Origin of the sequence: Mesorhizobium sp. M7A.F.Ca.US.006.04.2.1 (assembly GCF_004022915.1) — a bacterium.
GTDB lineage: Bacteria > Pseudomonadota > Alphaproteobacteria > Rhizobiales > Rhizobiaceae > Mesorhizobium > Mesorhizobium ciceri.
Genome location: NZ_RZQA01000012.1, coordinates 1 through 22,699, shown reverse-complemented (window position 1 = coordinate 22,699; position 22,699 = coordinate 1). Strand labels below are relative to the sequence as shown.

Sequence of the window (22,699 nt, the reverse complement as noted above, 5' to 3'; positions counted from 1 at the left end):
CGCCCGGTCGGTGGCCGCTTGTCCCGAAATGCCGCCGAGTTCAAAAATCTCGGTCAACTGACGGCTGACGCGGATCGACGGGTTCAGCGCCTTGCCCGGGTCCTGATAGACCATGGAGACGCCTTCGGCCCGCGCCCGCCTGAGCGCCTCGGCGTCGAGTTTCATCACGTTCTGGCCGTCGAGCGATATCGTGCCGCCGGTGATAGAACCGTTTCTCGGCAGATAGCGCACCACCGTAAGCGCCACGGTGGATTTGCCGCAGCCGGATTCGCCGACCAGGCCATAGGCTTCGCCCTGGCCGATGGTGAGGCTGAGGTTACGCAGCACGGCGCGGTTGCGGCCGGCGACGCGGTAGGCAACCGAAAGATCGGTGACTTCGAGTGCGTTTTCGGCCTTGGCGGAGTTAGTCATTGAGCGCTCCGTGAACGCCGTCGGCGGCCAGGTTGACGCCGATGACCAGCGAGGCGATGGCGAGCGCATCGAACAGCACCGTCCACCAGAAGCCGCCGCCGATCATGCCGTAATTGTTGGAGATCGACAGCCCCCAGTCGGGCGAGGGCGGCTGGATGCCGAAACCCATGAAGGAGAGCGTGGCGACGGCGAAGATGGCATAGCCGAGCCGCACAGTGGTTTCGACCAGGATCGGCGGAATGACGTTGGGCAGGATCTCGACGAACATCGTATGCAGGGCACTTTCATGCCTTAGCTGCGCGGCAGCGACATAGTCGAGTTCACGCTCGGCCAGCACCGCGGAGCGCACGGTGCGCGCGATGATCGGCGCGAAGCTCAAGCCGATGACGACGATGACCGTCGTCTTCGAGGTGCCGAGCGCAACGATCGCCAGCAACGCAACGATGACCACCGGGATCGCCATGAAGGCTTCCAGGATTCGGCTGACGACATCGTCGACGAGGCCGCGAAAATAGCCGGTGACGAGGCCGAGCGCCGTGCCGGCCACTGTCGCCAGCAAGGTCGCCAGCGGGGCGACGGTCAGGATGTCGCGCGAGCCGACGATGACGCGCGAGAAGACGTCGCGGCCGATCTGGTCGGTGCCGAACCAGTGTTCGGAAGAAGGCGGCGCCAGCGCGTTGATGATGTCGTCGGCGAGCGGGTCGTAGGGTGCGAAGTGCTCGCCGAACAGCGCGCAGGCAACCCAGAACAGCACGATGGCGAAACCGACAAGGAATGTTCGCGAGCGCAGCAGCGAGAAGAAGACCTCGGCCAGCGGGCCGCGCGGGCGCGTGTCGTCGGGTGTCGAGGAGGTGGTCTGGATGGTGCTCATTGGTCTGACCCCAGCCGGATGCGCGGATTGAGCACGGAGTAGAGGAAGTCGGCGACAAGAGTGGCCACGGCATAGACGATGCCGATGGTGAGGATGCCGGATTCCAGCATCGGGAAATCCTTGCCGCGCGCGGCAGTGAAGATCAGCGAGCCGATGCCCTGGTAGCGAAACAGCGTTTCGATGACGACAAGGCCGCCGATGAGGTAGCCGGTCTGCGTGGCGATAACGGTGATGGTCGGCAGCAGCGCATTGCGCAGCACATGGCGCCAGATCACCGTGCGCCAGGGCAGGCCCTTCAGCACGGCCGTTCGCGTGTAGTCGGAATCGAGCGCTTCGATCATGCCGGAGCGCGCCATGCGGGCGATGTAGCCGAACAGCACCAGGAACAGCGGCAGCGACGGCAGGATCAGGTAGTAGAGCTGCGTGAAGAAGCCGGCGTCGCGCGGCCATGCGGCCGATATCGGCAGCCAGCGCAGCCAGACACCAAAGATCAGGATCAGGATGATGCCGGTGACGAATTCCGGCAGCACCGTCACCGACAGACCGCCGAGGCTGATGATGCGGTCGAGCGGGCGGTTGAGGTTGAGCGCGGCGACGACGCCGCCGAGGATGCCGATCGGTACCACCAGCACGAAGGCGACCGCCGCCAGCTTCATCGAATTGCCGAGCGCATCGATGACGAAAGGCGCGACCGGCGAGCGGAAGATGTAGGACGTGCCCATGTCGCCCTGGACGAAATTGGAGATCCAGCCCCAGTACTGTGCCAGCAGCGGGCGATCGACACCGAGCGTGTGATTGAGCGCGTCGACCGCGCGCTGGTCGGCGAACGGACCCAATATGGCGCGCCCGACATTGCCGGGCAGCACCTGGCCGCCCAGGAACACCATGATGCTGAGCAGGAACAGCGTCACCAGCGACAGCGAGACACGCCGGGCAAGGAAGGAGAGAATGGCTAAGACTCCTTGTGGAGCCAGCCCCATGCGGGAGCTGGCTGTTAGAGGATTGGCTTTCCCTTTGAGCATGATCCCGAAAAGTGGGGACCGGTTTTCGGAAAAGGTCATGCTCCAACAAAGAGTTAGTTCAGGCTTTCGATGCCTTGTCGAGGAACAGCTGCGACATGGCGGTCGGCTGTACGCCGGCCACGCCCTTCGCCGTCGCCGTCAGATAGTCGTAGAAATAGCCGAAAATAACAGGCGTTTCCTCGAGCAACAGCTTCTGGATCTTGCCGGCGTCGGCCTTCTGCGCCTCGAGGTCGAGTGCTGCGATGTAGCTGGTCGCCAGCGCGTCATAGTCCTTGTTCTTGAAATGCGCCGCATTCCAGGTGCCTTCGCTCTTCAGCGGTGCCGCAAGATAGACGTTCGGCACGCCGCGGTGGCCGTAGTCGGTGATGCCCATCACCGAATCCAGCCAGTTCGACTTGCCGAACACCGCGTCTCCGTAATAGCCGCTCTGGTCGAGGATGTTGAGGTCGAGCTCGACGCCGATCTCCTTGACCCAGTTCTGGATGAGCTGGGCGTATTCGGGGATTTCCAGGTAGCGTTCGGTGGTCAGGGTTATCTTGAAGCCCTGGCCAAGGCCGGCTGCTTCCATGAGCTGCTTGGCCTGGGCGATATCCTGCTTGCGTTGCGGCACGCTCGTATCGGTCGAAGGATAGACGGCGGCGAACGGGCTGTCATTGCCCAGGGCGGAGCGTCCCTTCATCAGGCCGGCGGCCAGCTTGTCGCGATCGAGGCAGAGCGCAATGGCTCGGCGCACGCGCGCATCCTTCAACGGACCCTCGTCGCAGCGCATGTGCAGCTGCTGATGGGCCGACGACTTCAGGCTGATGATGTCGATGTTCGGATCGTTGAGCAGAGCGACGCCGGCCAACACCGGCATCTGGTTGATGATGTCGACCTGTCCGCCCTGCAGCGCCAGGATCTGCGGCTGCATGTCGGTGAAGAAGGTGAATTCGGTGCGCTCGGGCAAGGCCTTGGGACCCCAATAGTCCTCGTTGCGGACGAAGGACGCGCCGACCTTTGCCGTGTATTTCTCAATTCTGAACGGCCCGGTGCCGTCGAAGCTCTTTTCGTAGTCGCCCTTGTAGCTCGCCGGGATGATGACGGCGTTGTAGTTGTCGGACGACAGCATGTAGGGGAAGTTGCCGTTCGGCGCATCGAGGTGGAATTCCACCGTGTAGTCGTCGACCTTCTTTGAAGCGCCTTTCTGCAGGATGCCGGTGAACACCGACAGCGCATTGGACGAGTTGGCCGGGTCGGCAAGGCGGTCGATGCTGGCCACGACGTCGTCGGCCTTCATCTCGCCGCCGCTGTGGAATTTTACGCCCTTGCGCAGCTTGAAGGTCCACACCGTGCCGTTGTCGTTCGGTTTCCAGCTTTCGGCCAAGGCCGGCTGCAGCACCAGATCGGGGCCGTCGACGCAAAGGAATTCGGCAACCTGCTGCATGATCAGCAGGCCGCCGGCGTCTGCAATGCTGACCGGGTCGATCGTCGCCGCCGGCACACTGCTGGCGACGCGGATGGTGGCGCCCGGCGCGCCCTGGGCGCGCGCCAGCGACGGCATGCCGCCAAGGCCGGCGGCCATGCCTATGCGGCCCAGCAGCGGCAGCGACAGGCCGAGCAGGCTGCCGTGACGGACGAAGTCGCGGCGGCTGACACGGCCGTCGACGAGGCCGTCGATCAGGTGATTTTCAAGCGGCGTGCGATTGCGCCGGATAAGGTCGAGAATGCTGTGGTTCTTGCTCATGGGTTTTTACCCTTTCCCCTATTTCTTATGGTTGACGAAATTTTCGTGGATTGCTCCATTTTCCCGGCACCGGAGGCCTGTCTACCGGAACTTTAGCATGCGGTTTTGTCCGGTCCATCCAGTCGTGGCGTGGACGCTCGGGATTGTGGCTGCACGGCTTCCACCGTCTTTGTCCAACCTTCCCGACCGAAATCGCGGCGGTTGGCTTCTCGTGTCTGGCCGTCGGTCTTGGCCGCTAGCCGTCATCTAGTTCAGCGGCAAACGGCGATAGGTTCCGGGCTTTGCCGGGTCATGATACTTGTTGCACGGTCCTTTCTCGGTAAAGTCTCTGTGACAGGCAGCGAGGTTTTCGCGCGACAAGGTGACGCCGAGACCGGGACCTTCCGGAACGCGCACGACATTGTTTTTCGGCGAAAACGGTCCTTCCTCGGTGACATCCATCGGCAGCATGCGAAACAGCGACTGGTTCGGCTCCCTGATCCAGCCGAGTGCCGCGCACAGATGCAGATAGGCGGCGCTGCCGATGCCGCTGTCGCCGCTGTAGCACCAGAAATCGATCCCGGCATGCTCGCAGGCGCCGACGAAGCGCAACAGCCGGCCGATGCCGCCATGCGTCGTCGGGTTGCCGACGAAGGCGTCCGGCACTTTGGTTTCCATGGCGCGCGCAATGTCGATGTTGTGGGTCGAGAACGGGATCGAGCAATGGCGCCGCAACTCGCGCATCTCCTCGATGGTCGCCACCGGATCCTCCCAGTTGCGCACGCCCAATTCTTCCAGCGGGCGCGCCAGCCGCCGCGCGGTGCTGAGCGAATAGGCCTGGTTGGAATCGATACGGATCATCGCATCGTCGCCGAGTTTTCTGCGGATCAGCTCGACCATCCTGAGCGAGATTTTCGGATCTTCGGTCGAGAACTTGCCTTCGAAGAAAGTCGTTCCATGCGTCTCGTGCAATTCGACGCAATAGTCGGCGACTTCCTGGGGCGTCGTCTCGCCCTTCACATTTGGCCCATCACCGCGCAGCGAAAAATAGTCGGTGAACGGGATATCCTTGCGTACGGCGCCGCCAAGCAACTGATAGAGCGGCTGGTTCCACGCCTTGCCGCGCAGGTCCCACAAAGCCATCTCGATGGCGCCGAAAGCCATGATGCGCGTGCGGTCGTTGATCGACTGCACGCCGGTCCAAAAGGGCAGGCAGACATGCTCGGCGCCGGCGATGTCGAAGGCATCGCGCCCGACCAGCCGCGGCGCCAGGACATTATTGATGATCGCGGCCGCCGCTGGCGTCGGCGCTTCGCCGAGGCCGACCAGGCCATCCTCGGTCTCGACTTCGACGACGGTCGGTGAAAATCCGTCGAGTTCGCCGAACACCCAGGCATAGGGCGCTTCGAGGCGCAGATTGATCGGCGTGGCTTTGATGCTGCGGATTTTCATCTCAGCGCCCGACCTCGAAGAACGGCGCGCCGAGCAGATCGGGAACGACGTCTATGCCGAGACCCGGCCCGTCTGGAATGCCCATGCGGCTGCCGGTGACCGGTGGCATGTTCGATGCCGTGCGCACCGTCACCCATTCATGGAAGGCGATGGCGTGCAGCCGGCGCTCTTCCGGCGTCGACAGCGACAGATGCGCCATCGCCGCGGTGTCGATCTCGGCGCCGCCCGTGTCCTCGACCGTGATCATGAAGCCGAGGTCGACGGCAATGTCGCGGATCTGGCGCGTCTTCGTCACGCCGCCAAGGCGCGAGATCTTCAGCGTCAGCCCGTCGGCCGCGCCCAGGCGATGAATTTCCAGCATCGCCTCGAGCGAGGTGACGGATTCGTCGAGCACCATCGGCTTGTCGAGCATGCGGCGCACCGACATGTTTTCATCGATCGTGGTGCAGGGCTGCTCGAACGTGTAGTCGATGGCGCGCGTGGCATCGGCGAATTGGCGCGCCTGATAGGGAGTCCAGCCGGCATTGGCGTCGCAGAAGATGACCGTGCCTTTCGGCACCGAGGAGGCAACCGCGATGACGCGTTCGATGTCGTCATGGACATTGCCGCCGACCTTGACCTGCAGCCGGTGGAAGCCGTCCTTGACGATGCGCTTGGCCAGCGCGGCCATGGCGTCGACGCTCCCGTGCGTGACGACCTTGTAGAGTTCCGCGGTGTCGCTTTCCTTGCCGCCGAGCAGCGTGACCAGCGGCACGTCGGCTGCGCGCGCCGCCAGATCCCAGCAGGCCATGTCGAGCGCCGACTTGATGTAGGGATGGCCCTTGAACACCGTGTCCATCAGCCGCCCGATGCTGGCCAGCCCGCGCGGATCGCGGCCGATCAGATGCGGCGCGATCTCGACCACGCCGGCGCGAACGCCGGCGGGGAAGGCGGCCGAGTAAAAATTGCCGAGCGGCGCCATCTCGCCCCAGCCGGTGATGCCGCTGTCTGATGTCATGGACACGATCACGGCGTCGAAGGCGTCGGCCTCGCGCCCCTTCGACATGCGGTATGGCCCGTCAACGAAGGGCTGCATGACGTGGTAGGCCTTGATGGTCTCGATCTGCACGTGTCTTGTCCGCTGTCTGTGGTGTTGGGAACGGGTCAGGCGCCCCTCGATGGGCGTTGTTCGAGGCCGCGGGCGTAGGCAAGCAACTCCTCGAAGTCGAGATCGATATGCTCCCTGGCATGGCACTGGGCCGCACGCATGTCCTTGCCCTTCAGCAACCGCACATAGGTTTCGTGAACGTCTTCGGCCGGCACCGGCTCGTTGCGGGCATGCTGGTGGAGCGCGAAATACATCTGCAGCCGGCTGGTCAGCCGCTGCCAGGTTTCCAGCAGCACCGAATTGTCGGCCCATTCGTAGATCAGGCCATGCAGTTGCAGCGCGGTTTCGATCTGGCGTGTCGTGTCCAATGCGCGGGTCGCCTGCTTCACGGCTTCGTGGCGCCGATCGAGCTCGTCGAAGAAGCGCTGGTCACGCAGCGGCCACGCCCGCTCGATGGCCAGCTCGTCCATCACCTTGTTGAACGAATAGGCATCGTCGATGTCCTTGGCTGTGACCTCGATGACGAAGGTGCCGGCATAGGGGATGCTGGTCAGGATGCCTTCCTGGACCAGCTCGCGCATCGCCTCGCGCAGCGGCGCGCGGCTGACCCGCATCTGTTCGGAAATCCGCAGTTCGTTGAGCTTCTGGCCGGGTGCGAGCTGCCCGGTCAGGATCGCGCGCCGCAACAGCGCAACGATCTCGGCGCGTCGCGTCGTGTCCGCGATCGGACTGAAATCCGCTTTCGCCATTCGGCCACTCCCAGGAAACCGAAAGCAAGACAAGCAGATTGTCGACAATCTAACAAGAGGCTATCTCAATTGATTGGCCAACGCTGCTGAGACCGTTTCGAAATTCCCCCTGGCGAGTCATATGGAGCCGCTGTGGAACGGTTGCCGCCGCTGAATGCGATCAAGACTTTTGAAGTTGCCGCCCGTGCCGGCAGCTTCACTCTGGCCGCCTCTGAACTCGGCGTGTCCTCTGCAGCGGTCAGCCAGCAGATACGCAATCTCGAAACCTGGTTCGGCAAGCAGCTGTTCGTGCGCAGCGGCAACCGCATCGCGCTCACCGACGCCGATCGCCTCGGCAAGGCTCGGCCTGGGCATCGCGCTTGGCCAGCGGGTCATGGCGCACGCCGATCTGGAGGCCGGTCGGCTGATTGCGCTCTCCTCGTCTCGGTGCACCTCGGGCACCCCTATTGTGCATTCATGCCGCCGGCCAAGGCCGACCGGGCCGATGTTGCCGGTCTGGTGGAACTGCTCAGTCGAGCGGCGCCCGCGACCTGTGGGAAGGCCGGGGCGCCGCGCTGAAGCCGGATCCTGACGGGGGTGTTCAGGTGGCCGGCTTTTCCGGTATCGGCGATACGGGCGCTCCGGGGCCGATCTTCTGCAGATTGCCCGTAATCACCTGGTCGCCCTCGGCGACGCCGCTGAGGATGGCGACCTGATCGCCGCTCGTCGGTCCGAGCGAAACCAGCCGCTGGTCGACCGTATTGCCCTTGCCGACGACATAGAGATATTTGCCGAGCTGGCTTGAGCCCAGCGCCGTCTGTGGCACCATCAGCGCATCGGCCTGCTCTCTCACATGCAGCCGGACACGGACATATTGGCCCGGCAGCAGCGTGAACTTGCCATTGCCGATCGTCGCGCGCGCCGTGATCGTGCCGGTCGAGCGGTCGACCGAATTGTCGATGAAGGTAAGCTCGCCCTTCTGGCTTGCCTCGGTCTGGCCGGGGAGCAGGACATCCACTTCGATCGGGCCGTTCGCACGGGCTTGCTCGATCTCGGTCAGATCCGTCTCGCTCGGGTTGAAGGTGACGTAGATCGGGTCGAGCTGCACCAGCGTGTTGAGCACGGTGCCGGCGACGCTGACCAGCGTTCCGACCGAGGCCTGGTTGCGGCCAAGGCGCCCGGCAAACGGCGCCCGGATTTCAGCGTAGCTCAGATTGAGCTCTGCCGTGCGGACCGCCGCCTGGTTCAGCGCCAGCGATGCCTGCGCTTCGCGCAAGGTGCTGGTGCGCTGGTCGAAGCCGTCCTTGGCGAGGTAGCCGCTCTTGGCGAGCTCGGTGCCGCGACCAAGATTCGAGCGGGCATAGTCGAGCGTCGCCGTGTCGCGCTGCACTTGGGCCTTGGCCTGGTCGAGCGCCGCCTGGAAGTCGTCAGGCGAGATCTTGTAGAGAAGATCGCCTTGCCGGACGTCGACGCCGTCGGCTGCGGTCTGCTCCTGCAGATAGCCGGGAATCCTCGCCTGTAAGGTGATGCTGCGGATCGGCTCTGTCCGCGCGGCATAGTCGAGGTAGATCGGGATCGTCTTCTTGACGACGCTGACCACCGGCACCGGCATGACGAACGCCGCCGGGGCGGGCGCCGCACCTGCCGTGCCGGCATTGAGGCTGAGATTGCCCATATCGAGCAGGTGGACGCTGGCCACCGAGATCGCACCCAGCGCGACAGCCGTTCCCAACGCGATTTTCCATTTACGCATGATCAGTCTCCAATCTTATTCGGCCGCTTCCGCCAGGGGCGGTAAAGCGTGCTCAGCAGTTGGTTCATTGTCTTGAGAGGTGGGCTCGTCTTTGCCGCGGCGTTCACGCAGCTGTTCGATGACCGCGTAGAACACCGGCACGAACACCAGCGACAGGATGGTCGCCGCGACCATGCCGCCGAACACGGTGGTGCCGATCGACTGCCGGCTTGCCGCACCGGCGCCGGTCGCAAACATCAGCGGCAGCACGCCGAGGATGAAGGCGAAGGCCGTCATCAGGATCGGCCGCAGCCTGAGCCGTGCCGCCTCCATCGCCGCGTCGACGATGCTGAGGCCTTCCTCGCGCCGTCGCCTTGCGAATTCGACGATCAGGATCGCATTCTTGGCCGCCAGGCCGATCAGCATGACGAAGCCGATCTGCGAGTAGACGTCGATCTGCATGCCACGCAGCAACAACGCTGCGAAGGCGCCGAACAGGGCCAGTGGCACCGCCAACAGCACCATGAACGGCATCGCCCAGCTCTCATACTGCATCGCCAGGATCAGGAAGACGAAGACAATGGCGAGGCCGAAGACGACGGACGCGATCGATCCTGCCTTGAGCTCCTGGAAGGTGATGCCGGTCCATTCGAAACCGAAATCCCTTGGCAGCGCGGTTGCAGCGGCCCGTTCCATGGCGGCAACCGCCTGGCCGGAGGAAAAGCCCGGTGCGGCGCCGCCATTGATCGAGGCCGAGGCATTGTTGTTGTAGTGCGGCACGGTCTCCGGGCCGACGAAGGGCACGAGTTTGCCCAGCGTCGAGAGCGGCACCATGCCGCCGGAGGCATTGCGCACATAGAGCCGCGAAATGTCGGCGGCACCTGCACGTGCATCCTTGTCGGCCTGGATGGTCACCCGGAAGGTGCGGCCAAACAGGTTGAAGTCGTTGACGTAGAGCGAGCCGAGATAGATCTGCAGCGTGTTGAAGACATCGGGCAGGTTGAGGCCGAGCAGTTTGGCCTTGCTGCGGTCGAGGTCGTAGTTGAACTGTGGCGTCGAGGTCGAGAACGGCGAGAACAGCTGCTGCGGGTTGATTTCCGGCTGCTTGCGCGCCTCGGCGATCACGGCTTGCGTCGCATCGTTGAGGGCTGAACTGCCGCGGCCGGTCAGATCCTCGACGACGAATTCGAAGCCGCCCGTCGTGCCGATACCGGGGATCGACGGCGGATCGAAGCTCAGCGCGAAGGCTTCCGGGATCTGCATCAGCTTGCCGCGCACATCGGCGACGAGCTTCGATGCGCTCTGGTCGGGGCCCCGCTCCTCCCATGGCTTCAGGATGGCGAATTCGACCGCCGAATTCGATTGCGCGGCACTGGTCAGGAAGTTCAGGCCGCTGATCGAGCCGACGATGTCGACGCCGGGCGTCGCCTGCAGGATGTCGCGTGCCTTCTGCGCCACCGCGTCGGTGCGTTCCAGCGATGCGCCGTCGGGCAACTGGATGACGACGAAGAAATAGCCCTGGTCCTCGACCGGAAGGAAGGTCGAGGGCAGGCGCTGCCAGACGAAGTAGGTGGCGACCAGCCCCGCCGCGAACAGGCCGAGCATGATCCAGCGCAAACGGATGAGGATGCGCACACCATTGGCATAGGCGTGCGACAGCCTGTCGAAGCCGGTGTTGAACCAGCGGAACGGGGCGAACTGCGTTTCGCCGCGATGCCGCAGGAAGGCGGCACTGAGCGCGGGGCTCAGCGTCAGCGAGTTGAAGGCGGAGATGCCGACGGAGATCGCCACCGTCAGTGCGAACTGGTTGTAGAGCTTGCCGGAGACGCCGGGAATGAAGGCGACCGGCACGAACACCGCCATCAGCACCGCGGTGGTGGCGATGATCGGGCCGGTGACCTCGGTCATTGCGGCCTTGGTCGCCGCAAGCGGTTTGAGCCCGGCCTCCAGCTGTCGTTCGACATTCTCGACCACGACGATGGCGTCGTCGACGACGAGGCCGATCGCCAGCACCATGCCGAGCAGGGAGAGCATGTTGAGCGAGAAGCCGAGCATCTCCATGACGACCAGCGTCGCCACCAGCGACACCGGAATGGCGATGGTCGGGATGATCGTCGTGCGCCAGCTTTGCAGGAAGAGGAACACCACGGCGACGACCAGCACCAGCGCTTCGCCGAGCGTGATCAGCACGTCATGCATCGACGCCGAGACGAAACGGGTGGTGTCGTAGTGCATCGCATAGGACACGCCCTTCGGGAAACGGCCCGACAGCTCCTGCATCTTGTCCTTGACGCGCTGCTGCAGATCGAGCGCGTTGGAGCCGGGCATCTGGTAAACGGCAAGCACCACGGTCGGGTCTTTACCGAAGAAGGCAGACGACGAATATTGCAGCGCGCCGAGTTCGATGCGGGCGACGTCGCGCAGCCTGACCAGCGAGCCGGTATCGGTGTTGGCGCGCACGACGATGTCGCCGAATTCCTTGGGATCGCTCAAGCGGCCGACGGCGTTGACCTGCATCTCGAAGGCGGTGCCGGCGGGTGCCGGCGACTGGCCGATCTTGCCGGCCGCCACCTGGACGTTCTGTTCGGCGATGGCGTTTTGCACATCGACGGCGGTGATGCCGAGATTGGCGAGCTTGTCGGGATCGAGCCAGACGCGCATCGAATAGCGCCGCTCGCCGAAGATCTGCACGTCGCCGACGCCGGGCAGCCGCTTCAGCGGGTCGACCACCTGCAGATAGGCAAGGTTGCTCAGCGCCACCGGATCGACCGAACTGTCGGGCGAAGTCAGGTTGACGATCAGGACGAAGTTCGGATTCTGCTTCTTGATCGTCACGCCGCCCTGGTTGACGATCGCCGGCAGCGACGAGGCGGCCTGCGAGACGCGGTTCTGCACGTCGACGGCGGCGGTGCTCAGCGAATAGCCGACATCGAAGGTGATGGTGATGGTCGAGGAGCCGTCATTGGAACTCGTCGACGACATGTAGGTCATGCCCTGCACGCCGTTGATCTGCTGCTCCAGCGGCGTCGTCACCGTGTCGGCCACCACTTGTGCGCTGGCGCCCGGATAATGGGCGCTGACCACGACCTGCGGCGGCGTGATGTCGGGAAACTGCGAGACGGGCAGCAGGAAATAACAAATCGACCCGGCGAGCACCATGATGATGGCGATCGCCGAGGCGAAGATCGGACGGTGAATGAAAAAGTTTACCACGACACGCACGCCTCTCCGGCTGCTGTTGCCCGCCCGAAGGCGCTGGCAACCCTGGACAGCCTTTGGCCGCGCTTGTCACCGAGGCCGTCCCGCGAACGCAGCAACGGCACCTCGCCACGCTGCGTATCGGCGAGCGAGCGCAACATCGTCTCGAAGGCGCGCGGGTCGACGCCATCGGCTTTCATGACCAGCCGGATCATCGGATCCCGGACGGCTTCATCTATGGTAAGATCGCGGCGCTGTGGCATGGCCGGCTCCTTGTCTGTCGATTCGCAGCCCGTGCTCGCGAACCGTTTTCATCTCTTCACCGGCCGAGGCCGCATGATTGGCAGTTTCTCGCCCCTCTCGTCTGGCAGGGCCGTTCACGGCCTTGTTATTGACGGTGGACGATATAGGTGTTACCAGTAAGTAACATTCTGGAAGTTACAGACCGGTAACACCCTAGTCAAGAGGTGGCCGAGGGTTTTTTGGAAACGAAAGGAGATCATGATGGCAGACGGCATCGTGGAGCGCTCTCGTCCCCGGGATCGGATCCTGGAGACGGCACGCGACATGTTCCACAAGCATGGCATCAAGGGCGTCGGCGTCGACGCCATCACCGAAGCTGCCGGCACGAACAAGATGACGCTCTATCGTCACTTCGAATCCAAGGACGAACTGATCGTCGAATGCCTGCGCGCCAATGCGGCCAAGGCCGGCGCTATGTGGGAAGCATTCGAGGCCGAATTCCCTGGTGACAAGCTTGCCCAACTGCATGCCTGGGTTCGCAAGGCGGCTGCCATGCTCAATGCGGACGGCCGCGGCTGCGACATGGCCAACGCCGCCGCTGAGCTGACCGAGCCGGACCATCCGGCCAGGCTGGTGATCAAGGAGCTCAAGGAAGCCCAGCGCGCGCGCCTTGTGACGCTATGTCGGGATGCCGGCATTGGTCAGGCCGAACTGCTCGCCGATACGCTGTCGCTGTTGTTCGAGGGCGCGCGTGTCAGCGTGCAGACCGTGGGTACCGAAGGTCCGAGCACCCAGTTCGTGCGCATGGCCGAAGGGCTGATCGTTTCGTTCCGGGGCGCTGCCGCCGGTTGAGATCCGCCACGATTGTTGGCGGGTTACGGCTCTATGACGGAGGGCCGCGTACGCCTTTGACCCAGGCGGTATGGAAACTCCGGCGGCCAAACGAAAAAAGCCCGCTGCCGGGAGGAGGTGGCAGCGGGCTCGATTTTCGAATGTGGCGCGGGAGGAGGTGCACCCCATTCAGCGTCGGCATCGCATCTGGGAGGAGTAGATGGCCGACAACCAGAACCTACGAGTTGCCCAACGATTCGGCAACAAAGAAACTTGCATAGCTGCTGTGCAGATTTGCCGTGCCAATTATCATACAAATCCGGCAACAGGCATTTTTGCAGGCCGCCTGCTTCACTGCACCGGGACGTTTTCCCTGAAGATCAAGCGCGGTTCGATGAACTTGCGCGTCAGATAGGGTGCGGAGGAGGCAATCGAGCCGAGCAGGCGAATGACCGACTGCTCGGCGATCAGCCGCGCATTCTGGTCGATGACGACATCGGCGAGATCGTCGACGAGATGACCGCGCGTGTCCTTGGTCAGGTCGTGGCAGATGAACACCGGCTTGTGGTTCGGCCTGGCCTCGCGGATCGCCTTTGCAACGCCCGAATGTCCAGCTCCGACGCAATAGATGCCGAGCAACTCCGGCTCGTCGTGCAGTGCCTTCATGGTCTCGGTGTAGCCGGCATCGGGCTCGTCGTTGATCTCGACGGCGCTGCTGACGGTCAGATTGGGAAACTCCTCATTGAGCACCGAGCGGAAACCCATCTCGCGTTCCTCGTGGCCGCGATAGGAACGTGAGCCGACGACCATCGCCAGATGGCCGGTGCGGCCGCCAAGGAAGCGTCCCATCAGCAGCGCCGCCGTTCGTCCCGCCACCCTGTTGTCGATGCCGACATAGGCCGCGCGCGGTGCCGTCGGAACATCGGACACCAGCGTCACCAGACGCATGCCGGCTTCGACGATGTCGCGCAGGATGTTGCGCGTACGCGGATGATCGACAGCGATCACGCCAACGCCATTGGCCCTGAGCGACAGGTTTTCGACAGCGCTCTGCAGCGCGTTCGGCGAGATACCGGCGAGATTGTGGATCCGGCACGAGGCGACAAGCGGCAGACGCGCGGCGTAGTCCTCGATATGCCCGGCGAGATCGCGCATGAAGGCATTGCTGCCGATCGGCAGCAGGAATTCGAGATGGGCGGGCCGCGAGGGCAGCGTCACCTGATCAGCGACCGGCAGGTAGCCGAGTTGCTTGGCCGCCTCCATGACGCGCTGGCGGTTGGCCGCACTCGCACCCGGCCGGTTGTTCAGCACCCTGTCGACCGTTGCGGTCGATAGCCCGCAATTGCGGGCGATATCCGAGACGGTGGCTTTCATGCCGCTACCCACAGCCCGCAATTGCGGACGATATCCGAAACGGTGGCTTTCATGCCGCTACCTATGCGCCCTGCGATGCCGCGCCAGACAAGCGATGCGATCTGAGGCAGCGGTGATTGCCGCCATCACCCGACAGTCAGTGCGACGGCTTGCCATCGGTGATGGCATCGCGGATTTCCTTGTCCGACATGCCGGTGATGATCCGCTCTACCTCCGCCACGCTGGTCGTCTTCGGGTCGATGTCGTCGGCGACCACCTTGCCCCGGCGCATGACGACGATGCGGTCGACCACCTGGAAGACATGGTGGATGTTGTGGGCGATGAAAATGCAGGAGTGACCGGAATCGCGGGCGCTGCGCACGAAACTCAGCACGCCCTGTGTTTCGGCGACGCCCAGATTGTTGGTGGGCTCGTCGAGGATGATCAGGTCGCTGTCGAAATGCATGGCGCGCGCGATCGCCACCGCCTGACGCTCGCCGCCGGAGAGCGAACCGATCGGCGTCGTCGGCGGGATGTTCTTCGAGATGCCGACCTGCTTGAGCAGGTCGCGGGCAACCGTGTTCATCGCCTCCTGGTCCATCCGGTTGAGGAAGCGCGGCGGTTTGATCGGCTCGCGTCCGAGGAACAGATTGCGGGCGATCGACAGTTGCGTGACCAGTGCGGAGTCCTGGTAGATCGTCTCGATGCCATGGGCGATGGCGTCGCTGGTGCTGCGCAGGCTCACCTTCTTGCCACGGATGAAGATATCGCCGCTGGTCAGCGGAACGGCACCCGAAAGCACCTTGATCAGCGTCGACTTGCCGGCGCCGTTGTCGCCGAGCAAGCCGACGATCTCCCGTTCATTGACATGGAAATTGGCATCCTCCAGCGCCTGCACGCGGCCGTAGGACTTGCGGATGTTCGTCATGCGGATCAGTGGCTCGGCCATGGTTCAAGTCCCCGCCTGATGCCGGCGTTCCAGCCATGAATGCAGTGCCATCATGCCGAGGATGATGGCACCGATGAAGATGTTATAGGCAAGACCAGGCACGCCGATCAGCACGATGCCGTTGCGCATCACGCGCAGGATCAGGATGCCGAGCACGGTGCCGATGATCGTGCCGCGCCCGCCGGTAAGTGCGGTACCGCCGATCACCACCATGGCGATGACTTCCAACTCATAGCCGGTACCGCTGTTGGGGTTGGCGGCGGACGTGCGCAACGAAGAGATGACGCCGGCAAGCGAGGCCATGACCGACGACAGCACGAACAGGCCGATCTTGACCCCGCTGACATTGACGCCGCGCGCCCGCGCCGCGCTCGGGTTGCCGCCGGCCGCCTGGATCCAGTTGCCGGTGCGGCTTTGCGTCAGCACATAGCCGAGCGCGATCGCCGCGGCGATGAACCAGAACAGTGACATGTAGATGCGGAACGGGCCGATGAAGAAGTCGCCGACCAGCGCTTCCGCCAGCCAGCTGCCCTCCGCACTCCAGGTGCGCTGGGGAAAACCGTCGGTGACGAAAAGGGCGGTGCCGCGCACCACCAGCAGCATGCCGAGCGTCACCAGGAAGGATGGGATCTTGAGCTGCGTCACGAACCAGCCATTGACCAGCCCGATGAAGGCGGCGACCAGCAGCGCGGCGACAAAGCCGGCTTCGAGCGAGGTCAGGCCGCTGTTGAACAGGGTCCACATCAAGACCGGCGAGAAGCCGAACAGGGAGCCGACCGAGAGGTCGAACTCGCCGGACGTCATCAACAGCGTCATCGCCAGCGCGATCAGGCCGAGCTCGACCGTGAAAGCCAGCGTGTTGGAGATGTTCTGCGGCGACAGGAAGTCGTGGTTGAAACTCCAGAAAACGGCGATCTCGACGACGAGCAGCACGAAAGGGCCGAATTCCGGCCGTGCGATCAGGCGTGGGACGAGCGAATGATTTTCCACAGGCAATCCGCGACATGAGTGGAAGGCTGAGCGTTGCACATCGCGTGCGAAGGGCTCGGCGAAATGGAGAGCCAGTCGCGACCGTTGGGCGGCCGCGACTGTTGAGATTGGATGTTACTTGCCGGACAGGATGTCGTCGTAGATCTGCGCGGTGTCTTTTTCATAGAGCGCGCCGGTGATGACGTTGAAGCCCGGAGGAATGCCGCCGGCGGCCATATTGGCCAGCGAAAGCGCGACATAGCTGGTCGCCTGCGGGTCCTGCCACTGGCCGGCATTGACATAGCCGTTCAGCACTTCCTGGGTGGTGTCGAGCGAATTGCCCCAGCCGACGACCGGGATTTCGCCCGGCTTGATGCCGACCTGGTCGAACACCCGCTTGATCGAGCCGGTGACGAGGTCGCCTAGGCCGATGATCGCCTTGACCTTGGCCTTGTTCGCCGTGAGGTAGTCGACCATGCGGTTGATCACTTCAGCCTGATCAAGCGTCGCTTCCGTGATTTCATAGGTGATGCCGAGCGGCTCGAAGACGCTCTTGATGCCTTCCTCTTCCTGCACGCCATAGGTGGCGCCGGGGATTTCGACCGGCATCCAGACGAAGTCGCCCTTCTTCACCAGGCCTTTGTCGACCAGATACTGTGCCCAATGCTTGCCGAAGGTGACATTGTCGCCGCCGACATAGGCGTTGAAATCGGCTTTCGGATCAGGCGTGTTGAAATTGATGATCGGCACTTTCGCCGCACGCGCTTCCTTGACGATCTCGATCAGGCTGCCCGGATCGGGGCTCGTGGTGACGATGCCATCGGCCTTGGCGGAGAGGGCGGCGCGAACCGCTTCCTGCTGCGAGGCGACATCGCCGTTGTGGAACGAGGTGTTGACCGTGTTGCCGGTGTCCTTGGCCCACTGCTTGGCGCCGGCCAGGAAGTAGGTCCAGACCGGATCGGCCGGACCGCCATGCGAAATCCAGTAGAACGTCTTGGCCTGTGCCGCTGCTGGTACCACCATCAGCGCCACCAACAGGCCGTATAGAACGAGTCTTAGCCGTGTCAGCATTTGATTTCCTCCCGTTTGTAGATCGTCAGTTCAAAATCCGTTCCCTTGTTCTGCGTCTTTTGCCAGTGCCGATTGAATGCGTCAGAGCATCCCCTTTTTCGACGGATGGCAAGCCTCCATCTGCCAGGCCTCCATCTGCAGGTGTAGTGGGCGCCTGACGGGGCGTCATCAGCCGTCCCATCAGATTGCATCAGTTGAGGTGATTTTCCGACTGTCGGATAATTGATGTCGAGGCTAGCCGAGCAGATAGTCCTCGTCATGGTCGGCGCGCAGGTTGCTCCACAGCCGATCGGCCGCCAGGCGAGCAAGGCGATTTGTTCCGTTAGGTATCCGACAAATGCAGATGCTCGGGCACTCGCAGCATTTCGGCATTGGTGAGTCTTCCGCTGGTGAACTCTAATCGGAGCCCCTCGCAGTATCCGATGGCTTCTCCCTCGATAGGACGTTTGCTGGCCATCAGGAACGCGACAACGCCGAGATCGATGATCCCACCGTGCGTCACCAATAAGCCCGTCGCTTCGTTGGGAACTCGGGCAGCTATGCTCGTCCACAGTCGCACTTGGGTGTTAGCAAATGCAATGCAGTCTACGTCCGATCGGAGTACACGTTCTACCTCCGCCAACGGGCTCGGCCACGAGATCGTTTCGAGTATATTTTTGGGAAGAATTCCAAGTTCGGCAATCAACTCATTTACTTCGAAACCCATCGCAATTGCGGTTTCGATTGCCCGTGGAATTTCGCTTGTGACAACAAGTTCATAAGAGTCAGCCCCTTGGGCTACAAACCGCGCTAGTTCGATTCCTTCTCGAGAAAGGTGCGCGCCAGGCTTGCGCCTCATGGTGTGCCGGCGAACATCAAGTATCGTCATTGGATTCCAGTCCGACGAGGTCACGAGTAATAAGGCGCCAACATTGCGTTGATGGTGGCCCTGGGCCAAGGCTTGGCTAAATAAGATCGGCCTTCGCCAGCTCCCGCATCAGATGGCTGGCGCCGTAGGTCCAGTGCGGGCAGTCTGGCGACAGCTGCACGCGGTTGACCAGCGCGCCGAATTTTTCCGACGAGATGGTGACGATGTCGCCGACCTTGTGGGTAAATCCCTTGCCCTTCTCGCCGCGATCCTTGGACGGAACGAACATGGTGCCGAGATAGAGCGCCAGCCCGTCCGGATACTGGTGGTGCGGCCCCATGGCCGCGGCGACCAGTTCCTCCGGCGAGCGGCTGATCTCGGCCATCGAGCTTGCGCCCTCCAGCGAGAACCCGTCCTCGCCCTCGACTTTCAGGCGCACGACGGCGCGCTTGACGTCATCGATGGAGAATTTCTCGTCGAACAGGCGGATGAAGGGGCCAAGTGAGGCCGAGGCATTGTTATCCTTGGCCTTGCCGAGCAGCAGCGCCGAACGCCCTTCGACGTCGCGCAGATTGACGTCGTTGCCGATAGTGGCGCCGACGATCCTGCCGCTGGAGGCGGCGATCATGGCGATCTCGGGTTCCGGATTGTTCCAGGTCGACACCGGGTGCAGCCCAACATCGGCGCCGAAGCCCACCGAGGCCATCGGCTGGCACTTGGTGAAGATCTCGGCATCGGGGCCGATGCCCACTTCCAGATATTGCGACCAGGCGCCGCGCGAAATCAGCTTGGCCTTGATCTCCATCGCTTCGGGCGAACCGGGCTTCAGCTTCGACAGGTCGTGGCCGATCAGTCCGGCAATGTCGGCGCGGATGGCATCGGCTTTTTCAGCCGAACCACGCGCCTGTTCCTCGATCACCCGTTCCAGCAGGCTGACGACGAAGGTGACGCCCGATGCCTTGACCGCCTGCAGGTCGACCGGGGAGAGCAGGTAGGGTTTTGCTGGATCGCGCCCAGTTTCAAAACTGTTGGCGGCGATGTCATCGAGCGAACCGATCGGTCTGCCTTCGGCCGAGCGGACATGCCCAGCCGGGTCGGCCATCTCGCAAAGGTCGCGCATGGTCGGTGCCGTACGCGAGGTGATGTCGAAGACCGTGCCATCGCGAACCGTGACGACCAGCGGGTATGCAGCACCGCTGCTTCTGGCGCGTCCGACAAAAAGGCCCTCGCTGGGCAGGTGGGTCGGGTTCGTCATGGCGCTCTGTCCTCTTAGTGATCGACAATGTGGTGAAGTGATCGACAATGTGGGCTAGCCGGATCGGCGTGGCACTTTCACCGGATTCCCATCAAAGGTCTATCCCGTCGCAGGCGATCGGAACTCTGGGTCTCCGGTCGTCTCGGCGGCAGTCCACAGGCGAAAGCCATGGTGCTCTTTCAAAATTGTGAAATTCTGACTAGGATTTTCACCAATCGCAGCGCATTCAGGTGACCCTTGGCGACAGCATTCTCCGATCCCATCTGGCGCAGGCCGCAGGCAGCTTTCACGTTTCAATCGCTTCCCAATGGCGAACGGGTCGATCTCGCCATCGTTGGCGGTGGCATCATGGGCTTGTCGACTGCCTTGCATGCCGCCCGGCTTGGCCTGTCGGTGCAGGTGCTGGACGCCGGCGAGATCGGCCAGGGCGCATCAGGCTTGAATGGCGGCCAGGTCATTCCCGGCCTGAAATACGATCCGGAATGGTTGCTGGAGCATTTTGGCCCGGAGCGCGGCGAGGCGCTTGTCAATTTCGCGGCGTCGACCGCCGACGCGGTGTTCGAGCTGATCCGCGACGAGAAGCTGGCGGTGCCGTTCGTTCGAAATGGCTGGATCCAGGCGGCGCACACCGGGGCCGCGCTGAAGGCGGCGACGAACCGCGACCGGCAATGGCACGCGCGCGGTGCCGACGTCCGGTTGCTGAACGCAGAGGAGACCGCAGCCAGGACCGGCGCACAGGGTTATCTCGGCGGCTGGCTCGACCGCCGCGCCGGTGTGATCGATCCGCTCGCCTACACGTCTGAACTTGCCCGGGTCGCGACCGCGGCTGGCGTGAGGATAGCAGAGCGCCAAAGGGTCGTGCGGCTCGCCAATGCCGCCGGTGTTTGGCGTATTTTGATCGAAAATGGCCTGGAATTGCAGGCAAAGGCGGTCGTGCTGGCGACAAACGCCTATACGGACGGTCTGATCCCCGGTCTCGCCCAGACGATCGTGCCGCTGCATTCCTTTCAGATCGCCACAGCGCCGCTGCCGTCCAATCTGGCGGCCACGATCCTGCCGGAAGGGCAGGCGGTGTCGGACTCCAGGCGCATCCTCGTCTACTACCGCAAGAGCGCCGACGGCCGGCTGGTGCTTGGCGGACGGGGCCGCATGGCGCTGCCGACGAGCGCCGGCGACTGGGCGCATCTCGAGCACGCGCTGGTACGGCTCTATCCCTCGCTGTCCGGCGTTCCCATCGAGAAGCGCTGGTTCGGCCGGGTTGCGATGACGCCGGACCACCTGCCGCACATCCACGAGCCGGAGAAAGGCCTGCTCGCCGTGGTCGGCTGCCAGGGTCGTGGTGTCGGCCTGATGACTGCGCTTGGCGAGCGCATCGCCAGCTACCTCCAAAGTGGCGACGCCAGGCAATTGCCTTTCCCGGTCTCGCCGATCCGGCCGATCCCGTTTCACGCCTTCCGCCAGGTCGGCGTCGCCGCGACCATCGCTTGGTATCGCCTGCTCGATGCGTTGGAGCGCTGACCAGGGCGCTTCATCCCCTTGGGGCTCCGTTAGGGGATTCTGCTTGACAGTTTCATGAATATGAAAAACTCTAAGCCAATTTCAAATTTCCCAATAGGCAGGTCGATGTCGACCCTAGTTGCCACATCAGCGCCAGAGGCCCGGTCTTCCCAGGGCTTCCGGGTCGCCATGCTGCTGCCGGGCGCGCTGGTCACCTTGCTGCTGATCCTGTTTGCGCTTGGCCTCGTGCTTTTCCTCGCCTTCCGCGGCAATGACGGTTCGCTGCTCGGCGCCGGTTTCACCGTCGCGAATTTCGTCACCGTGGTGTCCGATCCGCTGTACTGGACGGTGACGCTGCGCTCGCTGATCATTGCCGCTCTGGTCACGCTGGCGACGGTCGTCACTGCCTATCCCGTCGCCTACTACCTTGCCTTCCACGCCGGCCGGCGGCGCGGCCTGCTGCTGTTCCTGGTGACGCTGCCGTTCTGGACCAGCTATCTCCTGCGCGTCTTCGCCTGGAAGATCGTGCTCGCCTACAATGGCGTTTTGAACTCGGCGCTGATCGAAAGCGGCATCTGGTCCGAGCCGACATTGGCCTTTCTCAACACGCCGGCCGCCGTCGTCGTCACGCTGGCGCACGCCTATGCGCCTTTCGCCATCCTGCCGATCTACGTGGCGCTGGACACCATCCCGAAATCGCTGATCGAGGCCGCTTCCGATCTCGGCGCGCGGCCATTCACCTCTTTCCGCCGGATCGTGCTGCCCAATTCGATGCCGGGCGTGCTGGCGGCAGCCCTCGTCATCTTCGTGCCGACGGTCGGCGACTATGTCACGCCGGCGCTCGTCGGCGGCCCGGCCAGCACCATGATCGGCACGCTGATCCAGGCGCAATTCGGCAAGGCCAATGACTGGCCGTTTGGCGCAGCACTCTCCGTCGCCGTCATGCTGGTCATCCTGTGCGTGGTGCTGGTCGCCCGCTTCGCCGACCGCAGATTTGGCAGCCGCACATGAGCACTGCACGCACGCAGGGAGGTGGCCGCTGGCTCGGCATGTATGTCGCCGCCTATTTGGTCTTTCTCTATCTGCCGGTGCTGCTGATCCCGCTGTTTTCCTTCAACAACTCGATCCAGGCAGCGTTTCCGCTGCAAGGTTTTACCTTGCAATGGTACGCGACGCTGTTCGGCAATTCGGCGCTGACCGTTGCACTCTTGAACAGCCTCGCCATCGGCGCCATCGCCGCCACGGGTGCGACGCTGTGCGGCATCACCGTGTCCTACATGGACCTCTACGGCCGCTCGCCGCTGGCCGCCACCATCAGCGCCATCGCAAGGCTGCCGATCCTGATCCCGGGCGTCATCGTCGGCATATCGCTGCTGATCCTCATCAACCTCGTTGGTCTGGGGCCATCGCGCGTCGCCATCGTTCTCGGCCATATATTGGTGGCGGCCAGCGGCGAGCGGCCGTAGAGGTCCATGTAGGAC

Annotated in this window: 20 protein-coding genes and 1 pseudogene; 5 read left to right on the top strand and 16 right to left on the bottom strand. The window is 63.3% G+C overall.

Annotated elements, in window-relative coordinates; all coding sequences use genetic code 11:
- From EN925_RS01660 to EN925_RS01630, 7 genes are all read right to left on the bottom strand, one after another.
- The coding region (locus tag EN925_RS01660; RefSeq protein WP_128336291.1) for an ATP-binding cassette domain-containing protein at positions 1-411 on the bottom strand (411 nt) is incomplete at its 3' end.
- Positions 404-1,282 carry an ABC transporter permease gene (locus EN925_RS01655; protein WP_027163828.1) on the bottom strand — a complete coding sequence of 293 codons (879 nt, stop codon included), beginning with the start codon at positions 1,280-1,282 and terminating at the stop codon, positions 404-406. The genes EN925_RS01655 and EN925_RS01660, both read right to left, overlap by 8 nt.
- Complete coding sequence (locus EN925_RS01650) at positions 1,279-2,262, bottom strand: ABC transporter permease (protein WP_181172681.1); 984 nt, start codon at positions 2,260-2,262, stop codon at positions 1,279-1,281. Before EN925_RS01650 ends, EN925_RS01655 begins: the two co-directional genes overlap by 4 nt.
- Before the next feature lie 100 nt (positions 2,263-2,362).
- The gene (locus EN925_RS01645; RefSeq protein WP_013532880.1) at positions 2,363-4,027 is read right to left on the bottom strand and encodes an ABC transporter substrate-binding protein; all 1,665 of its coding nucleotides are present in this window, start codon (positions 4,025-4,027) and stop codon (positions 2,363-2,365) included.
- 246 nt (positions 4,028-4,273) lie between these two features.
- Positions 4,274-5,458 carry a mandelate racemase/muconate lactonizing enzyme family protein gene (locus EN925_RS01640; protein ID WP_127368703.1) on the bottom strand — a complete coding sequence of 395 codons (1,185 nt, stop codon included), beginning with the start codon at positions 5,456-5,458 and terminating at the stop codon, positions 4,274-4,276.
- 1 nt (position 5,459) lies between these two features.
- A complete protein-coding gene (locus EN925_RS01635; RefSeq protein WP_024502610.1) occupies positions 5,460-6,566 on the bottom strand; it encodes a mandelate racemase/muconate lactonizing enzyme family protein in 1,107 nt (368 codons plus the stop codon).
- A gap of 35 nt (positions 6,567-6,601) precedes the next feature.
- Positions 6,602-7,294, bottom strand: a complete 693-nt coding sequence (locus tag EN925_RS01630) for a GntR family transcriptional regulator (RefSeq protein ID WP_013532877.1) — start codon at positions 7,292-7,294, stop codon at positions 6,602-6,604.
- Between the two features lie 132 nt (positions 7,295-7,426).
- On the opposite strand from EN925_RS01630, the gene EN925_RS41435 reads away from it, so the two are divergent.
- Complete coding sequence (locus tag EN925_RS41435) at positions 7,427-7,852, top strand: LysR family transcriptional regulator (RefSeq protein WP_281040634.1); 426 nt, start codon at positions 7,427-7,429, stop codon at positions 7,850-7,852.
- 22 nt (positions 7,853-7,874) lie between these two features.
- Here EN925_RS41435 and EN925_RS01620 read toward each other — a convergent pair whose 3' ends face one another.
- Genes EN925_RS01620 through EN925_RS01610 form a run of 3 tightly spaced genes read right to left on the bottom strand, consistent with a single transcriptional unit; the run spans position 7,875 to position 12,466 of the window.
- Complete coding sequence (locus EN925_RS01620) at positions 7,875-9,026, bottom strand: efflux RND transporter periplasmic adaptor subunit (RefSeq protein WP_013532876.1); 1,152 nt, start codon at positions 9,024-9,026, stop codon at positions 7,875-7,877.
- Positions 9,027-9,041: 15 nt separating this feature from the next.
- On the bottom strand, positions 9,042-12,218 hold the full coding sequence (locus EN925_RS01615) for a multidrug efflux RND transporter permease subunit (RefSeq protein WP_024502613.1): 3,177 nt from the start codon (positions 12,216-12,218) through the stop codon (positions 9,042-9,044).
- On the bottom strand, positions 12,212-12,466 hold the full coding sequence (locus tag EN925_RS01610; RefSeq protein WP_024502614.1) for a hypothetical protein: 255 nt from the start codon (positions 12,464-12,466) through the stop codon (positions 12,212-12,214). Before EN925_RS01610 ends, EN925_RS01615 begins: the two co-directional genes overlap by 7 nt.
- A gap of 241 nt (positions 12,467-12,707) precedes the next feature.
- Here EN925_RS01610 and EN925_RS01605 point away from each other — a divergent pair, with 241 nt between their 5' ends.
- Positions 12,708-13,298, top strand: a complete 591-nt coding sequence (locus EN925_RS01605) for a TetR/AcrR family transcriptional regulator (RefSeq protein ID WP_013532873.1) — start codon at positions 12,708-12,710, stop codon at positions 13,296-13,298.
- Positions 13,299-13,628: 330 nt separating this feature from the next.
- Here the strand turns inward: EN925_RS01605 and EN925_RS01595 are convergent, their stop codons facing one another.
- The 6 genes from EN925_RS01595 to EN925_RS01570 all read right to left on the bottom strand — a co-directional run bounded on the left by EN925_RS01595 (position 13,629) and on the right by EN925_RS01570 (position 19,721).
- Positions 13,629-14,651, bottom strand: coding sequence for a LacI family DNA-binding transcriptional regulator (locus EN925_RS01595; RefSeq protein ID WP_127370433.1), 1,023 nt, complete (start codon positions 14,649-14,651; stop codon positions 13,629-13,631).
- Between the two features lie 136 nt (positions 14,652-14,787).
- On the bottom strand, positions 14,788-15,579 hold the full coding sequence (locus EN925_RS01590; protein WP_013532870.1) for an ATP-binding cassette domain-containing protein: 792 nt from the start codon (positions 15,577-15,579) through the stop codon (positions 14,788-14,790).
- Positions 15,580-15,582: 3 nt separating this feature from the next.
- Positions 15,583-16,569: an ABC transporter permease gene (locus tag EN925_RS01585; protein WP_013532869.1), complete on the bottom strand. Its 987-nt coding sequence runs from the start codon at positions 16,567-16,569 to the stop codon at positions 15,583-15,585.
- Positions 16,570-16,683: 114 nt separating this feature from the next.
- Entirely contained in the window at positions 16,684-17,619 is a 936-nt protein-coding gene (locus tag EN925_RS01580; RefSeq protein ID WP_013532868.1) for a substrate-binding domain-containing protein, read from the bottom strand.
- A gap of 322 nt (positions 17,620-17,941) precedes the next feature.
- The gene (locus EN925_RS01575) at positions 17,942-18,487 is read right to left on the bottom strand and encodes a hypothetical protein (RefSeq protein ID WP_064995104.1); all 546 of its coding nucleotides are present in this window, start codon (positions 18,485-18,487) and stop codon (positions 17,942-17,944) included.
- Positions 18,488-18,563: 76 nt separating this feature from the next.
- Positions 18,564-19,721, bottom strand: a complete 1,158-nt coding sequence (locus EN925_RS01570; protein ID WP_063167634.1) for a fumarylacetoacetate hydrolase family protein — start codon at positions 19,719-19,721, stop codon at positions 18,564-18,566.
- A gap of 237 nt (positions 19,722-19,958) precedes the next feature.
- Between EN925_RS01570 and EN925_RS01565 the strand changes: the two genes are divergently transcribed.
- From EN925_RS01565 to EN925_RS01555, 3 genes and pseudogenes are all read left to right on the top strand, one after another.
- A complete protein-coding gene (locus EN925_RS01565) occupies positions 19,959-21,239 on the top strand; it encodes an FAD-dependent oxidoreductase (protein ID WP_127369270.1) in 1,281 nt (426 codons plus the stop codon).
- A 105-nt stretch (positions 21,240-21,344) separates the two neighbouring features.
- On the top strand, positions 21,345-22,229 hold the full coding sequence (locus tag EN925_RS01560; RefSeq protein ID WP_127384732.1) for an ABC transporter permease: 885 nt from the start codon (positions 21,345-21,347) through the stop codon (positions 22,227-22,229).
- Positions 22,226-22,663 (top strand): annotated as a pseudogene (locus EN925_RS01555) (ABC transporter permease); the annotation flags it as partial. The gene EN925_RS01560 and the pseudogene EN925_RS01555, both read left to right, overlap by 4 nt.
- Between the last annotated feature and the right edge of the window lie 36 nt (positions 22,664-22,699).

Coding starts and splice junctions, on each gene's coding strand:
- EN925_RS01655 (WP_027163828.1), bottom strand. CDS start 1,282: ATGAGCACCATCCAGACCACCTCCTCGACACCCGACGACACGCGCCCG.
- EN925_RS01650 (WP_181172681.1), bottom strand. CDS start 2,262: ATGGGGCTGGCTCCACAAGGAGTCTTAGCCATTCTCTCCTTCCTTGCC.
- EN925_RS01645 (WP_013532880.1), bottom strand. CDS start 4,027: ATGAGCAAGAACCACAGCATTCTCGACCTTATCCGGCGCAATCGCACG.
- EN925_RS01640 (WP_127368703.1), bottom strand. CDS start 5,458: ATGAAAATCCGCAGCATCAAAGCCACGCCGATCAATCTGCGCCTCGAA.
- EN925_RS01630 (WP_013532877.1), bottom strand. CDS start 7,294: ATGGCGAAAGCGGATTTCAGTCCGATCGCGGACACGACGCGACGCGCC.
- EN925_RS01620 (WP_013532876.1), bottom strand. CDS start 9,026: ATGCGTAAATGGAAAATCGCGTTGGGAACGGCTGTCGCGCTGGGTGCG.
- EN925_RS01610 (WP_024502614.1), bottom strand. CDS start 12,466: ATGCCACAGCGCCGCGATCTTACCATAGATGAAGCCGTCCGGGATCCG.
- EN925_RS01605 (WP_013532873.1), top strand. CDS start 12,708: ATGGCAGACGGCATCGTGGAGCGCTCTCGTCCCCGGGATCGGATCCTG.
- EN925_RS01595 (WP_127370433.1), bottom strand. CDS start 14,651: ATGAAAGCCACCGTCTCGGATATCGCCCGCAATTGCGGGCTATCGACC.
- EN925_RS01590 (WP_013532870.1), bottom strand. CDS start 15,579: ATGGCCGAGCCACTGATCCGCATGACGAACATCCGCAAGTCCTACGGC.
- EN925_RS01580 (WP_013532868.1), bottom strand. CDS start 17,619: ATGCTGACACGGCTAAGACTCGTTCTATACGGCCTGTTGGTGGCGCTG.
- EN925_RS01575 (WP_064995104.1), bottom strand. CDS start 18,487: ATGACGATACTTGATGTTCGCCGGCACACCATGAGGCGCAAGCCTGGC.
- EN925_RS01570 (WP_063167634.1), bottom strand. CDS start 19,721: ATGACGAACCCGACCCACCTGCCCAGCGAGGGCCTTTTTGTCGGACGC.
- EN925_RS01560 (WP_127384732.1), top strand. CDS start 21,345: ATGTCGACCCTAGTTGCCACATCAGCGCCAGAGGCCCGGTCTTCCCAG.